Genomic DNA, 15,370 nt, shown 5'->3' on the forward strand with positions numbered 1-15,370 from the left:
GCGCACGCGGCAATGAAAACGGAACGCGGCATCCGTCGGCGCCACGTCCCCCACCCCGCTGCCTTCAGCGCCTCAGGCCGGCTCGGCGCAGCGCTCGCGCGCCACCGCGAGCGACTCGCGAAACGCCACCAGCTCGGCAATCGAAAGCACCGGCAGATTGTGCAGCTTCGCGAAGTCGTCGACCTGCTTGCCGCGCGCCATCGTGCCATCCGGGTTCATCAGCTCGCACAACACGCCGGCGGGCGCGAGGCCCGCGAGCACCGCCAGATCGACGGTGCCTTCGGTATGGCCGCGGCGCGCCAGCACGCCGCCCTTTTGCGCGCGCAGCGGGAACACGTGGCCGGGGCGCACGATATCGGCAGGCTTCGCGTCGGGCGCGATCGCCGCGCGGATCGTCATCACGCGGTCGGCGGCCGAAACGCCCGTGCTCACGCCATCGCGCGCTTCGATCGAGACCGTGAACGCGGTGCGGTTGCGGCTCTCGTTGTGTGCCACCATCGGCGGCAGGTCGAGCGCGCGCACCTTTTCGTCAGACAGGCACAGGCACACGATGCCGCTGCATTCGCGGATGAAAAGCGCCATCGTTTCGGGCGTGAGGCGTTCGGCGGCGACGATCAGGTCGGCCTCGTCCTCGCGGTCGTGGTCGTCCTGCAGCACAACCGGGCGGCCTTCGCGCATGGCTTGCAACGCGGCGGCGATGCGCGGCGGCACCGGCCCGGAATCGATGAACGGGAGATCGGCGGCGGCGTCGAGCGGCGCGCCCCGGGATGAAGCGGGAGTGGTACTGGCGGTAAGGGACATATGAAACGCTCCTCGCGAGAGTTAGGCGAAAAACGTTTCAGGGCATTGCAAACAGACAGGAATCCCCGGCACGCGTCATTCGGCAGACAGGCGGCGCGCCCCAACATGGGGACGCACGCACATCGGCGCAAACGCCGCGGCGGATGGGCAAACATGACCATCTGCACATCTTCTTTCATCCGGACTATGACCGTCGGCTCTGGCTTCGCACCAGATCTGCTGACCCTGCGCATCACATCATGAGGCTCGCGCAGGCGCTCGCGGGCTCGTCGGCCTTGCCTTGCGGCGCGGCCGGCATACCGCCGGTGGGGAATTTCGCCCCGCCCTGAAGACGCACTGATTACCGGATCAACCGGCGGGCAAAGGATACAACAGGCTGCGCAACTGTGCAGCGCGAAAAAGTACGACTAGAGAATTTTCCCGGCGATGCGACGCGGCTCATGCCGGCTGCGCCGCCGCGGTTGCGGCCGTCCCGGCCGCCGTCTCGACCGTCTCGACCGCCTCGGCCGTTCCGACCGCTCCGGCTGCCGATGTCGCTTCCCCGCCTGCTGCCCCGGCCGGCACGTACCAGCGCGGCGGCGTCTCGGCATTGAGTGTCACGCGAAACACGCGCGCCCCGGTATCGCCCGGGTTGCGCAGGCTGTACGGCTGGTCGGCGTCGAATACGATCGCGTCGCCGGTTGCGAGCAACTGGCGCCGATCGTGCACGCTCACTTCGAGCGTCCCCTCGCTCACCACGAGGTTCACCGTCGTGCCGGGCGGGCGACGCACGCCGGGCTCGGTGTGCAGAGGCGCGATGCGCAGTTCATGGAACTCGGCGGCGGCGGGCTCCCCTTCCGGATAGAGCGCGCGCGTCGAATAACGCCCGTCGGCGGAAACGAGACGCGACGCCCGCTCGGCGGGCAAATGCTCGAAGCCGTTCACGGCATGCCGCCGCAGGAACGCCGAAACCGAGACCTTGAGCGCCGCCGCCACCTTGCACAGCACCTTGATCGACGGCACGCTGCGCGCCGACTCGACTTGAGCAAGCATCGCGCGCGAGACGCCCGAGGCGCGTGCAAGCGCATCGAGCGAAAGCTGGCGTTCGGCGCGCAGCCGGGCGAGGTTCACACCTACGAGAAACTCCAGCGTCTCGCAAGATCCTTCGGTGTGCGCAATATTGGGCTGTGCATCGCGTACGAGCGCGAGAGATGAATGCATGGCTGCCTCCAGGCAGCGCCGCGTCATTGCGGCGCAAGAGCATGAATGGAGGCAAGACTAGCATCGGCTTTTGCCGCGCCCAACGAAGTTATCTTCACACTGTTATCAGTATTGCAGAGCGCAAATCCTGGATTGCTTTCGCGCGCTGCGCATAAGGAACATTGCCCTCGTCGGACACTCACGTATTCTGCCGCGCCGCCACGCGCGCATCGCGCAGCCGTACGGCGCGCGTGTCGAGCCGCGCCGCCGCCCAGGTGAGCACGAGCGCCGCCACCGAGACGGCCGCGGCCACCCACGGCAGCGAGTCGAGCGCCACGCCGCGCGCAATGGCGAGACCGCCCATCCACGCGCCCATTGCGTTACCCACGTTGAATGCGCCGATGTTCAGCGTCGAAGCGAGATTCGGCGCCGCCGCCGCCTTCGCGACCACGCGCATCTGCAGCGGCGGCACGGTCGCGAACGCGGCGATGCCCCACACGAATACGGTGATCGCGGCGGGCCACATGGCGTGGCTCGTCTTCGTGAAGATGGCCATGACCACGGCGAGCATCACGAGAATGCCCATGAGCGAAGGCATCAGCGCGCGGTCCGCGAGCTTGCCGCCCAGGGTGTTGCCAAGCGTCAGGCCCACGCCGAACAACACGAGCATCAGCGTCACACCGCGCGGCGAGAAGCCGCCCACCTGTTCGAGAATCGGCGCGATGTAGGTGAACACGACGAACACGCCGCCAAAGCCCAGCACCGTCATGCCGAGCGCGAGCCACACCTGCGGGTCGCGCAGCACGCGCACTTCGTGGCCGAGCCCGGCCGGGCCGCTGTCGTGATGGTTGGGCACCAGAGCCGTCACGCCGGCGAGCGAAATCACGCCAAGGCCGCTCACGATCCAGAACGCCACGCGCCAGCCGAACTGCTGGCCAATGGCTGTGCCGAACGGCACGCCCAGCACCGTGGCGAGCGTGAGCCCTGTGAACATCAGCGCGATGGCGCTCGCCCGCTTCTCCTGCGGCACGAGCGAGGCGGCCACGACGGCGCCGATGCCGAAGAACGAGCCGTGCGCGAACGACGCGACGACGCGCGCGACCATCAGGAGTGAATAGTTCGACGCGACCGCGCACATCACATTGCCGACGATGAACACGGCCATCAGCAGTTGCAGCGCGAGCTTGCGCGGCATGCGGCTCGTCAGCGCGGCAAGCAGCGGCGCGCCGGCCGCCACGCCGAGCGCATAACCGGTCACGAGCAGTCCCGCGGCTGGGATCGTCACGTGCAGATCGCGCGCCACATCGGGCAACAGCCCCATGATGAGGAACTCGGTCGTACCGATGGCAAAGGCGCTGATGGCCAGCGCGAGCAAGGGGATAGGCATCGAAATCTCCGAAAATCAGCCTGGATTCAAACGGGCTTCAGTGGCATCCAGCGACCGTCAAGCCGCCGCGCCAGCCGCCGGCGACGTCACGAACTCGACGACGACACCCGGCGCGAGCGCAACGAACAGCTGCAGTTCCGCGCTCGCGGGCACCTCCGCCAGCTGGTACGGCACGCGGTGCGCGGCCAGCCGCTCGACGAGCGCGCGCCACTCGGCTCCCGGCTCCACGCGAAACGCCACGTGGTCGATGCGCGGCGCCACGAGCGCTGACGCTGCGCCTCGCAACCGGGCGGGCCCGGTCGCATCGACCAGATGGATGACCGGCCGGCCGTTCGCGTAGAGCCAGTGGCCGTCCACGCGAAACGGCGGACGCGCCCCCTCTTCGAGGCCGACGACGTCGCGAAAGAAACGGCATGCGCCTTCGAGATCGGGCGTGACGAGGGTGACGTGATCGAGTTGCATGGCGCGCGGGCCGGGACCGTTATCCTGAAAACACGCGCATTGTCGCGGCTACGCTCGAATTTGATAATTGGCGTAGCATTTGAATCATTTTCAATTGTTTTCTAATAATCGCGATGGACAACCTCGGTGATGTGCGCCTGTTCGTGGAGGCGGCCCGCCTCGGCAGCCTTTCCGCGGCGGGCCGCAAGCTCGCCCTCACGCCCGCGGCGGCAAGCGCCCGGCTCGCGCGGCTCGAAGCGGAGCTGCGTGCGCGTCTTTTCGACCGCACCACGCGGCAGCTGCGCCTCACCGACGAAGGCCGCCTCTATCTCACCTGCAGCGAGCACGCGCTGCGCTCGCTCGACGACGCCAAAGCGGCCTTGCAGGAGGGCCAGAACGCGGTGCGCGGCAAGGTGCGCATTTCGGCAACCTCCGATTTCGGCCGCAACATGCTGATGACCTGGCTCGACGAATTCCGCGGCCTCTATCCCGACGTGCGTTTCGCGCTGATGCTGACCGACTCGCTCTCGAATCTCGTGCTCGAAGACATCGACCTCGCGATCCGCTTCGGCACGCCGCAGGACAGCTCGCTCGTGGCGCGCTGGCTCGCGCCGAACCGCCGCGTGCTGTGCGCCTCGCCCGAGTACCTCGCGCGCTGCGGCGAGCCGCGTGAGCCGAACGATCTGGCCCGTTTCGACTGCATCGTGATCGGTTCGGCGGCGGGGCCGGTGAACGAATGGCGCTTCACGCGCGGCGACGGATCGCAGACCGGAACGCACGCCGAAACGCAGACCTACACGGTGCCGCTCGACGGCGCGCTCGAATCCACGGATGGCGAAGTGGCGCGCCAGTGGGCGCTGTGCGGGTACGGACTCGCCGTGAAGTCGATCTGGGATGTCGCCGACGATCTGCGCGCCGGGCGGCTCAAGACGGTGATGCCCGAGTGGCGCTACCCCGACGCGCCGCTGCACGCGCTCTATCACCGCAACCGCTTTCTCGCGCCGCGCGTGCGGGTCTTGCTCGATTTCCTCACCGAGCGCTTCGCGCAGACTTCGGGCGAACTGGAGGCGCTCGTCCCCTGCACGGATCCAGCCGTCGCGCCACAAAGCCGTAGACGCAAACGGATATAATGTCGGATTGCGCAGAAAGCGATCCGCAGCCGCGTCCGCATTGGCAATGCATTGGCAAATGCGCCGGCAAGAAAAAAGCGAAAAAGAAGTGAAAGGCAACGCGGAACGTCCAGGGTTGCAAAACGGATTGCAAAGCGCGCATCGCCAGAAAAGGGTGCCAACGCCGGTCTCATGACCGGTCCCTGCGCATCCCGATTCGGCCCCCATAACACACCGTAGTCCTGACGTGCAGACCGTGCATCACGCGCGTGCATCAAGCGGACGACGCCCCCAGGTCAACCACTGCGAACGGCGAAACCCGATGACCAAGAAAGTTTATGTAAAGACCTTTGGCTGCCAGATGAACGAGTACGACTCCGACAAGATGGTCGACGTACTCGGCGCCGCCGAAGGTCTCGTGAAGACCGACACCCCCGAAGACGCGGACGTCATTCTCTTCAACACCTGCTCGGTGCGCGAGAAGGCGCAGGAAAAGGTCTTCTCCGATCTCGGCCGCGTGCGCGAACTGAAGGAGGCGAACCCGAACCTGCTGATCGGCGTGGGCGGCTGTGTGGCGAGCCAGGAAGGCGCGGCGATCGTCGCGCGCGCGCCGTATGTGGACCTCGTGTTCGGCCCGCAAACGCTGCACCGCCTGCCGCAGATGATCGACGCGCGCCGCGCCTCGGGCCGCGCGCAGGTGGACATCACCTTCCCCGAAATCGAGAAGTTCGACCATCTGCCGCCCGCGCGCGTGGAAGGCCCGAGCGCATTCGTCTCGATCATGGAAGGCTGCTCGAAATACTGCAGCTACTGCGTCGTGCCCTACACGCGCGGCGAGGAAGTCTCGCGGCCGCTCGACGACGTGCTCACCGAAATCGCCGGTCTCGCCGACCAGGGCGTGCGTGAAGTCACGCTGCTCGGCCAGAACGTGAACGCTTACCGTGGCAAATTCGGCGGCGCGTCGACGGCTGGCGCACACGATATGGCCGACTTCGCCACGTTGATCGAATACGTCGCCGAAATCCCCGGCATCGAGCGCATCCGCTACACGACTTCGCACCCGAAGGAATTCACGCAGCGCCTGATCGACACCTACGCGAAGGTGCCCAAGCTCGTGAGCCACCTGCACCTGCCGGTGCAGCACGGCTCGGACCGCGTGCTCATGGCCATGAAGCGCGGCTACACCGTGCTCGAGTACAAGTCGATCATTCGCAAGCTGCGCGCGATCCGCCCGGACCTGTCGCTCTCCACCGACTTCATCGTCGGCTTCCCCGGCGAGACCGAAGAGGACTTCCAGAAGATGATGGCGCTCGTCGAGGAGATGAGCTACGACACGAGTTTCTCGTTCATCTACAGCCCGCGCCCGGGCACGCCCGCCGCGAATCTCGAAGACGACACGCCGCGCGAGGTGAAGCTCAAGCGCCTGCAGCATCTGCAGGCCACGATCGAAGAGAACGTGGCGCGCATCAGCCAGTCGATGGTCGGCCGGGTCGAGCGCATTCTCGTGGAAGGCCCTTCGCGCAAGGACCCGGGCGAACTCTCGGGCCGCACGCAGAACAACCGCGTGGTGAACTTCCCGGCGCCGCTCGCCTCGCACGCTCGCCTGATCGGCCAGATGATCGACGTGAAGATCAACCACGCGTACCCGCATTCGCTGCGCGGCGAACTCGTGCTCGCGCACGAAGACGCTTCGACGCTCGCGCATTAATCGGCTCGGCGCACCCAGCCAGGAATTCAGGAGCTCAAAGACACCTTGAAGCCTAATCAGCAGCATCTGGAATTCACCGCGCCGCGCGATGACAACGCGCGGCTCGCCAACCTCTGCGGCCCGCTCGACGAAAACCTGCGCCAGATCGAGCAAGCGCTCGACGTGACACTCGCGCGGCGCGGCCATCGCATCACCATTCGCGGGCGTGGCGCGAGGCTCGCGCTCGCAGCGCTCGAGAACTTCTACAACCAGGCGCGCGATCCGCTCTCCGTCGACGACATTCAGCTCGCGCTCGTCGAAGCCCGGCACCCTGCGAACTTCAGCGGCAATTCGGCGAACGATCCGCGCGGCAATGGCAACGGCGGCGTGCGCGGCAATGTGGACGGCGGCAACGACGCCGCCGGGATCGACGCGCGGGATGTGAGATTCCGCGGCGACCCCGATCATCCGTTCGACGAGCCCGCACGCGAAGGCGCCGATGTCGAGGAACTGGGCCCGAAGCTCTACACGCGGCGCGCCGACCTGCGCGGCCGCACGCCCGCGCAGCGCGAATACCTGAAGCAGATCGTCTCGCACGACGTGACGTTCGGCATCGGGCCCGCGGGCACGGGCAAGACCTATCTCGCCGTGGCCTGCGCCGTGGACGCGCTCGAGCGCGACCAGGTCAAGCGCATCGTGCTCACGCGTCCGGCCGTGGAAGCGGGCGAGCGTCTGGGCTTCCTGCCCGGCGATCTGTCGCAGAAGGTCGATCCGTATCTGCGCCCGCTCTACGATGCGCTTTACGATCTGCTCGGCTTCGACAAGACGGCGAAGATGTTCGAGCGCCAGATGATCGAAATCGCGCCGCTCGCCTACATGCGCGGGCGCACGCTCAATCACGCGTTCATCATTCTCGACGAGGCGCAGAACACCACGCCCGAGCAGATGAAGATGTTCCTCACGCGTATCGGCTTCGGCTCGAAGGCGGTCGTGACCGGCGACACCACGCAGATCGACTTGCCGCGCGGCCACAAGAGCGGCCTGATCGAGGCGCAGCATGTGCTGAAGGACGTGCGCGGCATCGCCGTCACGCACTTCACGAGTGCGGACGTCGTGCGCCATCCGCTCGTCGCGCGTATCGTCGAGGCTTATGACGCGCATTCGAAAAAGGACGAAGGCGCTGGCGACGCGCGCTGACGCCGCCGCCTGCGTCGTTTCATAGCTTCAGCCCCATGCCCCGCGCACCAAAACTCAAACTGACCGTGCAGTTCCCCGCCGCGAAGGCGTTCCCCGAGCACAAGGCCGCGCTGCCGCGCGCCACCGTGGCGGCGTGGCTCAAGGCCGCGCTCTTCGCGGACGCGGAACTGGCCGTGCGCTTCGTCGACGCCGAGGAAGGCCGCACGCTCAACCGCACTTATCGCGGCAAGGACTACGCGACCAACGTGCTCACCTTCGCCTATGCGGAGAGCGAGGACGACCCGGTCACGGGCGACCTGATCCTCTGCTGCCCCGTGGTGGAAAAGGAAGCCGCCGAGCAGGGCAAGCCGCTCGCCGCGCACTACGCGCATCTGCTCGTGCACGGCGCGCTGCACGCGCAGGGCTACGATCACGAAGACGAGGCCGAAGCCGAAGAGATGGAAGGCATCGAGACCGAGGTGCTCAACTCGCTAGGCTTTCCCGATCCGTACAAGTAAGCCCACGCCATGAACGACAAACGCACGCCCGGTTTCGCCGAACCCTCAGCACCGCCCGAGGCGGGCGATGCGGGCGTGCCCTGCCCCGGCTACCCGCCGGCGCTCGGCGAGTCGCGGCTCCTGAGCGACGACGAGTTGCAGGCCTCGCTCGCCTGCACGCTGAAAGCGCGAGGCTGGGACGGCGCGAGCGACATCTGGCTGTTCGGCTATGGCTCGCTGATCTGGAACCCCGGGCTGCCCACGGTGGAGAACGTACGTTCGCGTGTGCACGGCTACCATCGCGGGCTTTACCTGTGGTCGCGCGTGAACCGCGGCACGCCCGAGCAGCCCGGACTCGTGCTCGCGCTCGACCGCGGCGGCTCGTGCGCGGGCGTCGCGTTCCGTCTTGCGGCCGAGGGCGTGATGCCGCACCTCGAAGCGCTTTGGCAGCGCGAAATGCCGATGGGCTCGTACCGCCCCGCCTGGCTGCCTTGCGTGCTCGCAGACGGGCGCCGCGTCGCGGCGCTCGCATTCGTCATGCGGCGCGATGTGGCGTCTTACACCGGCAAGCTTTCCGAAGCCACGGTGCGCACCGTGTTCGGCTGCGCGTCGGGCCGCTACGGCACGACGCTCGACTACGTGCGCCGTACCGTCGATGCACTGCGCGAGAGCGGGATGCGCGACCGCGCGCTGGAGCGGCTGCTTGCGCGCTGCGCTTGAGTCCGGACTCACGGCGAGCGGCTTTTTCGTCCACCGGGCGGCCACGCCGCATCTGCGTTAGGATTGATCTGCCGCTGTGTGTCCCGCGTGTGCCCTGCGTGTGGCATTACACGGTCGCGCCACAAGCATGTTGTATCCTTAACTCTCCGCAACAGCGCGCCCTGCCCCCCAGCGGCAAAGGGCGCACCACCATGAACGACTCTTATCCCAGTCGACGCCAGACCGACAAACCGCAGGAAAAGCGCTCCCTGCTCGAGCGGCTGACCGACTTCATCTCGCCCGAGCCCGACTCTCGCAGCGAGCTTCTCGAAATCCTCCAGGACGCGCACGCGCGCAACCTGATCGACGCCGATTCGCTTTCGATGATCGAAGGCGTGTTCCAGGTATCCGAGCTATGCGCGCGCGACATCATGATCCCGCGCGCCCAGATGGACGCGCTCAACATCGCCGAAAGTCCTGACGAATTCATTCCGTTCGTGCTGGAGAAAGCGCACTCGCGCTACCCGGTGTACGACGGCAACCGCGACAACGTGATCGGCGTGCTGCTCGCCAAAGATCTGCTGCGCTACTACGCCGAAGAGGAATTCGACGTGCGCGGCATGCTGCGCCCGGCCGTGTTCATCCCCGAGTCCAAGCGCCTGAATGTGCTGCTGCACGACTTTCGCCAGAACCGCAATCACATCGCCATCGTCGTGGACGAATACGGCGGCGTGGCCGGTCTCATCACGATCGAGGACGTGCTGGAGCAGATCGTGGGCGACATCGAGGACGAGTACGACTTCGACGAGGAAAGCGGCAACATCATCGCGTCGCCCGACGGGCGCTTCCGCGTGCGCGCACTCACCGAAATCGAGCAGTTCAACGAGGCGTTCGGCACCCATTACTCCGACGAGGAAGTCGACACGATCGGCGGCTTCGTCACGAATCACTTCGGGCACGTGCCGCATCGCGGGGAGAAGGTGCGCATCGACGACCTGATCTTCGAGGTGCTGCGCGCCGACGCGCGCCAGGTTCACATGCTGCTGGTGCGGCGCGACCCGTTGGCCGGCCAGCGCGAAGCCGCGCTGCAGCCGCCGGGCACCTGAGGCAACCTGACGCACCTGCGTGCAGACGACGCCAGCCTCCGGGCTGGCGTTTTTGCTTCGAGCGCGCCGAAGCTTCGATCCGTCCCCAGGAGAGCATCCCGGTACCGTCGCACGAAAGTGCTATCGTTGCGCTCGTCGCGCAATTCGCGCTCGCGCTGTTCAGCGCGCTTTCCATCGCATTCCACAGCACCGCATGGCCGAACCGATCGATAACCGCACGCACACCGAGACGCGCGCGACGGAAACCACCCACGCCACCAACGGCGCCGCGCGCCGCGCGCTGCCCTTCTGGCACTATCTCGCCGCCGCCGCGCTGGGCGCGCTCAACACGCTGTCGTTCGCGCCCACGCCGCACGGCGGCTGGCTCGCCATTGCGATCTTTGCGCTGTTCTACTTCTGGCTCACGCGCACCACCGGCTGGAAGAGCGCGCTCTTCACGGGCTGGGCGTTCGGCTTCGGCAACTTCGTGAGCGGCGTGTGGTGGCTCTACGTGAGCATGCACTTCTACGGCGGCATGCCCGCGGTGCTCGCGGGCGCCGCGCTCGTGCTGTTCTCGCTTTACCTCGGCCTGTATCCGGCGCTCGCCGCACTCGTCTGGTCGTTTTGCGCGGGACACGCGAAGCAGGGAAGCAGCGGCGAGCTGCCGTTCTCGCCGACGTGGCACGGCGCGTTCGCATTCGCGAGTGCGTGGGCGCTCGGCGAATGGGCGCGCGGCTATGTGTTCACCGGCTTTCCCTGGCTTGCGAGCGGCTACGCACAAGTGGACGGTCCGCTCGCCGGTTTTGCGCCGATCGTGGGCGTGTATGGCGTGGGCTGGGTGCTCGCGCTCGTCGCGGCACTCGTCGCACAGGCGGTTTTGCGTGCAGGCGGCACGAAGGGGCACGGCGCGTCGCCGCGGCGCGGCGCGGTGGCAACACCCGCGCTGCTCGCGCTCGCCGTGATCGCCGCCGGCCTGCTGCTCTCGCTCGTCTCGTGGACGCAACCCTCCGGCACGCCGCTCGACGTGCGGCTCCTGCAAGGCAACGTCAAGCAGGACATGAAGTTTTCCGAGCAGGGCATGATCGACGCCCTCAACGAGTTCCAGAAGCTGATCACCGAAAAACCCGCCGATCTCGTCGTCACGCCCGAAACCGCGGTGCCGGTGCTCGTGCAGGAAATTCCCCAGAAGTTCGGCCGCGATATCCGCGCCTTCGCCGACGGCACCCACACGGCCATCCTGTTTGGCGCCGTGGGCGGCACGATCACGTCCGACGGCCGCGTGGTCGACTACACCAACAGCCTCTTCGGCATCACGCCGGGCCAGAACGGCCTCTATCGCTACGACAAGCACCATCTCGTGCCCTTTGGCGAATTCGTGCCGTGGGGCTTCCGCTGGTTCGTCAATCTCATGAACATCCCGCTCGGCGACTTCGCGCGCGGGGCGCCCGTGCAGCCGCCCTTGCGCGTGCATGGCGAACTGGTGGCCGTGAACATCTGCTACGAGGACATCTTTGGCGAGGAAATCGCGCGCACCGTGCGCGAGAGTCCGGCCTCGCCGGGCATCCTCATCAACTCGACGAACCTCGCGTGGTTCGGCGACACGATCGCGCTCGACCAGCACCTGCAGATCGCACGCATGCGCTCGCTCGAAACCGGCCGCCCGATGCTGCGCGCGACCAACACGGGCGCCACCGCCGCCATCGACGCAAAAGGCCGCGTGATCGCGCGTTTGCCCACGTTCACGGTGGGCTCGCTCGACGTGAAAGTGGAAGGCACGAGCGGCTTCACGCCCTACGTCACGAGCGGCAACAATACGGTGATCGCCGTTTCGTTGCTGCTGCTGGCGCTCGGCTTTGCGTTCGGACCGGCCTTCAAGGGCGCGAAAGCGCGCAAGCGGACGAACGGAAAGTAAGCCATGCGCGACGTCGCGCCAACGACGCAACCCCCCCGCTGCCGGCCGCCCGAACCCCGTCCAGGTCTCAAGGCTCCGGCAATCCGGTAAAATTCGACGTTTTAGCACCTGGCCGCCTCACGGCCCGGGCCACACAAGGGCAAGGGGCAAGGCGGAGAACCGCCAGGCTGTGGCCGCCGCGCCGGCGCGCTCGTCTGGCTCCGGCCGCCGCATTCCGCCCCCGAAAGCCCGAAAGACACTGCAGGCACACATGCTCACGTTTCAGCAAATCATCCTGACGCTCCAGTCTTACTGGGACAAGCAGGGCTGCGCACTGCTCCAGCCGATCGACATGGAAGTCGGCGCCGGCACCTCGCACGTCCACACCTTCCTGCGCGCAATCGGCCCCGAGCCGTGGCGCGCGGCCTACGTGCAGCCCTCGCGCCGCCCGAAAGACGGCCGCTACGGCGAGAACCCGAACCGTCTGCAGCACTACTACCAGTACCAGGTGGTGCTCAAGCCCGCGCCGGAGAACATTCTCGACCTGTACCTCGGCTCGCTCGAGGCGCTCGGCTTCGACCTGAAGCAGAACGACGTGCGCTTCGTCGAAGACGACTGGGAGAACCCCACGCTCGGCGCCTGGGGCCTCGGCTGGGAAGTGTGGCTCAACGGCATGGAAGTCACGCAGTTCACTTACTTCCAGCAGGTGGGCGGCCTCGACTGCAAGCCGGTGCTCGGCGAAATCACCTACGGTCTCGAGCGTCTCGCGATGTATCTGCAGAAGGTCGAGAACGTCTACGACCTCGTCTGGACCGAGTGGGAAGAGCCGGGCCCGAACGGCCCGGAAATGCGCCGCCTCACCTATGGCGACGTCTACCACCAGAACGAAGTCGAGCAATCGACCTACAACTTCGAGCACGCGAACGTCGACCTGCTGTTCACGTTCTTCAACGCGTACGAAGCCGAAGCGAAGCGCATGATCGATCTGCAGCTCGCGCTGCCCGCCTACGAGCTCGTGCTCAAGGCCGGCCACACGTTCAACCTGCTCGACGCGCGCGGCGCGATCTCCGTGACGGAGCGCGCGGCGTACATCGGCCGCATTCGCGCGCTTTCGCGCAGCGTGGCGCAGTCGTACTACGACTCGCGCGAGAAGCTCGGCTTCCCGATGCTCGGCAACCCCGTGCACGGCGTGCCGGGCCTCACCACCGACGAACAGGACGCCGCGATGCCCGCCTGGGCGCCGCCGCTGAAGGTCGAACGCAAGTTCGACGAGGCATGACCGGATCTCAAGAACAATGACGCAAGCTCATCACGCCACTCTCCTCGTCGAACTGCTGACCGAGGAACTGCCGCCGAAGGCCCTCGCGCGCCTCGGCGACGCGTTCGCCGAAGGCATCGCGCAGCGCCTCGCCGCGCGCGACCTGATCGAAGGCGATCTCTCGTTCGAACGTTACGCGACGCCGCGCCGCCTCGCCGTCACGATCAGGAACGTGCGCAGCGTCGCGCCCGAAAAGCAGGTGCGCGAAAAAGTGCTGCCCGTGTCGGTCGCGCTCGACGCGAGCGGCCAGCCCACCGCGCCGCTCGCGAAGAAGCTCGCGGCGCTCGGCTTCCCCGACTTCCCCGTGAGCGACCTCGAGCGCGCAAGCGACGGCAAGAACGAAGCGTTCTTCCTGCGCTACGCGGCGCCGGGCGCCACGCTCGCCGATGGCCTGCAAGCCGTGCTCGACGAAGCGCTCGGCAAGCTGCCGATCCCGAAGGTCATGACTTACCAGCGTCCGGACGGCAGCAACGTCCAGTTCGTGCGCCCAGTGCATCGCCTGACGGTGCTGCACGGCGACCAGATCGTGCCGGTCACGGCATTCGGCGTCGACGCCGACGACACCACGCGCGGCCATCGCTTCCTTTCCGAAGGCCTGATCGCCATCCAGCACGCCGACGAGTACGCGCACACGCTGCAGCACAGGGGTTTTGTGATCGCGAGCTACGCCGACCGCCGCGAGTCGATTCGCGCGCAACTCGTCGAACAGGCCGGCAGCGACAAGGTCGTCATGCCCGAGCCGCTGCTCGACGAAGTGAATTCGCTCGTCGAATGGCCGGTCGTCTACGCGTGCAGGTTCGAGGACGAATTCCTGCAAGTGCCGCAGGAATGCCTGATCCTCACGATGCAGACGAACCAGAAGTACTTCGCGCTCACCGACGACCAGGGCCGCCTGCGCTCGCGCTTCCTGATCGTCTCGAACATCGCGACGCAAACGCCGAGCGAGATCGTCGAGGGCAACGAGCGCGTGGTGCGCCCGCGTCTGGCCGACGCGAAGTTCTTCTTCGAGCAGGACAAGAAGAAGCCGCTGGCCGACCGGGTGCCGCTGCTCGCGAACGTGGTGTATCACAACAAGCTCGGCTCGCAGCTGCAGCGCGTGGAGCGTCTCGAAGCGCTCGCCGGCCAGATCGCCTTGATGTGCAGCGCCAATATCGCGCTCGCGCAACGCGGTGCGCGCCTCGCGAAGGCCGACCTCCTGACCGACATGGTGGGCGAGTTCCCCGAGCTGCAAGGCACGATGGGCACCTACTACGCGCGCCACGACGGCGAGCCCGAAGAAGTGGCGATTGCGTGCTCGGAGCACTATCAGCCGCGCTTCTCCGGCGACGCCCTGCCCGCCACCACGACGGGCACGATCGTCGCGCTCGCGGACAAGCTGGAAACGCTCGTCGGGATCTGGGGCATCGGCCTCGCGCCCACCGGCGAAAAGGATCCGTTCGCGCTGCGCCGTCACGCGCTGGGCGTGCTGCGCATTCTCGTCGAGAAGCAACTGCCGCTCGACCTCGTCGAGCTGCTGCGCGCCACCTACGCGCAATTCGCAGGCATCGAGGCCGTGACGGAATCGACCCAGGCCATCTACGAGTTCTGCATGGACCGCCTGCGCGGCATGCTGCGCGAACGCGGCTTCGCGGCCACCGAAGTCGACGCAGTGCTCGCGCTGAATCCCACGCGGTTCGACGACATCGTCTCGCGTCTGGACGCGGTGCGCGAATTCGCAGCGCTCGCGGAAGCGGCCTCGCTCGCGGCGGCCAACAAGCGCATCTCGAACATCCTCAAGAAGTCCGAAGGTGCGCAAGACGCCGGCGTGCAGATCGCCCTTTTCGTCGAATCCGCCGAGAAGGCGCTCTTCGCGCAGCTCGAGCAGGTCGCGCCGCGCGTGGAAACGCAACTCGCCGCGCGCGAGTACACGGGCGCGCTCACCGCGCTCGCGGCGCTGCGCGAAACCGTGGACACGTTCTTCAACGACGTGATGGTCAACGCCGAAGACCCGGCGCTGCGTGCGAACCGCCTCGCGCTGCTCAAGGCGCTGCATCGCCAGATGAACAGCGTCGCGGACATCTCGCGGCTGGCTGCATAAGCGCAAACAAGCGGAAAGAAGCG

12 protein-coding genes, 1 pseudogene and 1 riboswitch are annotated in these 15,370 nt (G+C 66.9%); of the genes and pseudogenes, 9 read left to right on the forward strand and 4 right to left on the reverse strand.

Going from position 1 to position 15,370, the window contains the following annotated elements; all coding sequences use genetic code 11:
- Window positions 1–72: 72 nt before the first annotated feature.
- The 4 genes and pseudogenes from ribB to C7411_RS11170 all read right to left on the reverse strand — a co-directional run bounded on the left by ribB (window position 73) and on the right by C7411_RS11170 (window position 3,829).
- Complete coding sequence (ribB, locus tag C7411_RS11155) at window positions 73–801, reverse strand: 3,4-dihydroxy-2-butanone-4-phosphate synthase (protein WP_110384364.1); 729 nt, start codon at window positions 799–801, stop codon at window positions 73–75.
- 163 nt (window positions 802–964) lie between these two features.
- Window positions 965–1,138, reverse strand: a riboswitch (FMN riboswitch).
- A 212-nt stretch (window positions 1,139–1,350) separates the two neighbouring features.
- A pseudogene (locus tag C7411_RS11160) lies at window positions 1,351–2,001 on the reverse strand (helix-turn-helix domain-containing protein); the annotation flags it as partial.
- Between the two features lie 178 nt (window positions 2,002–2,179).
- The gene (locus C7411_RS11165; protein WP_110384366.1) at window positions 2,180–3,367 is read right to left on the reverse strand and encodes an MFS transporter; all 1,188 of its coding nucleotides are present in this window, start codon (window positions 3,365–3,367) and stop codon (window positions 2,180–2,182) included.
- Between the two features lie 57 nt (window positions 3,368–3,424).
- Window positions 3,425–3,829 (reverse strand): VOC family protein, encoded by a 405-nt coding sequence (locus tag C7411_RS11170; RefSeq protein ID WP_110384367.1) that lies wholly within the window; start codon window positions 3,827–3,829, stop codon window positions 3,425–3,427.
- Between the two features lie 113 nt (window positions 3,830–3,942).
- Here C7411_RS11170 and C7411_RS11175 point away from each other — a divergent pair, with 113 nt between their 5' ends.
- The 9 genes from C7411_RS11175 to glyS all read left to right on the forward strand — a co-directional run bounded on the left by C7411_RS11175 (window position 3,943) and on the right by glyS (window position 15,347).
- Window positions 3,943–4,938, forward strand: a complete 996-nt coding sequence (locus tag C7411_RS11175; protein ID WP_110384368.1) for a LysR family transcriptional regulator — start codon at window positions 3,943–3,945, stop codon at window positions 4,936–4,938.
- A 301-nt stretch (window positions 4,939–5,239) separates the two neighbouring features.
- Window positions 5,240–6,625 carry a tRNA (N6-isopentenyl adenosine(37)-C2)-methylthiotransferase MiaB gene (gene miaB / locus C7411_RS11180; RefSeq protein WP_110384369.1) on the forward strand — a complete coding sequence of 462 codons (1,386 nt, stop codon included), beginning with the start codon at window positions 5,240–5,242 and terminating at the stop codon, window positions 6,623–6,625.
- Between the two features lie 45 nt (window positions 6,626–6,670).
- On the forward strand, window positions 6,671–7,801 hold the full coding sequence (locus C7411_RS11185) for a PhoH family protein (RefSeq protein ID WP_110384370.1): 1,131 nt from the start codon (window positions 6,671–6,673) through the stop codon (window positions 7,799–7,801).
- A 35-nt stretch (window positions 7,802–7,836) separates the two neighbouring features.
- Window positions 7,837–8,298 (forward strand): rRNA maturation RNase YbeY, encoded by a 462-nt coding sequence (gene ybeY / locus C7411_RS11190; RefSeq protein ID WP_110384371.1) that lies wholly within the window; start codon window positions 7,837–7,839, stop codon window positions 8,296–8,298.
- A gap of 9 nt (window positions 8,299–8,307) precedes the next feature.
- The gene (locus C7411_RS11195) at window positions 8,308–8,997 is read left to right on the forward strand and encodes a gamma-glutamylcyclotransferase (protein WP_110384372.1); all 690 of its coding nucleotides are present in this window, start codon (window positions 8,308–8,310) and stop codon (window positions 8,995–8,997) included.
- 191 nt (window positions 8,998–9,188) lie between these two features.
- Window positions 9,189–10,082 (forward strand): HlyC/CorC family transporter, encoded by an 894-nt coding sequence (locus C7411_RS11200; protein ID WP_110384373.1) that lies wholly within the window; start codon window positions 9,189–9,191, stop codon window positions 10,080–10,082.
- A 193-nt stretch (window positions 10,083–10,275) separates the two neighbouring features.
- Window positions 10,276–11,973, forward strand: a complete 1,698-nt coding sequence (gene lnt, locus C7411_RS11205) for an apolipoprotein N-acyltransferase (protein WP_110384374.1) — start codon at window positions 10,276–10,278, stop codon at window positions 11,971–11,973.
- Window positions 11,974–12,223: 250 nt separating this feature from the next.
- Window positions 12,224–13,231: a glycine--tRNA ligase subunit alpha gene (gene glyQ / locus C7411_RS11210; protein ID WP_084068976.1), complete on the forward strand. Its 1,008-nt coding sequence runs from the start codon at window positions 12,224–12,226 to the stop codon at window positions 13,229–13,231.
- Between the two features lie 16 nt (window positions 13,232–13,247).
- Window positions 13,248–15,347, forward strand: coding sequence for a glycine--tRNA ligase subunit beta (gene glyS / locus C7411_RS11215; protein ID WP_110384375.1), 2,100 nt, complete (start codon window positions 13,248–13,250; stop codon window positions 15,345–15,347).
- The last annotated feature ends 23 nt before the right edge of the window (window positions 15,348–15,370 follow it).

The organism is Paraburkholderia silvatlantica (genome assembly GCF_003096715.1).
Lineage (GTDB): Bacteria > Pseudomonadota > Gammaproteobacteria > Burkholderiales > Burkholderiaceae > Paraburkholderia > Paraburkholderia silvatlantica.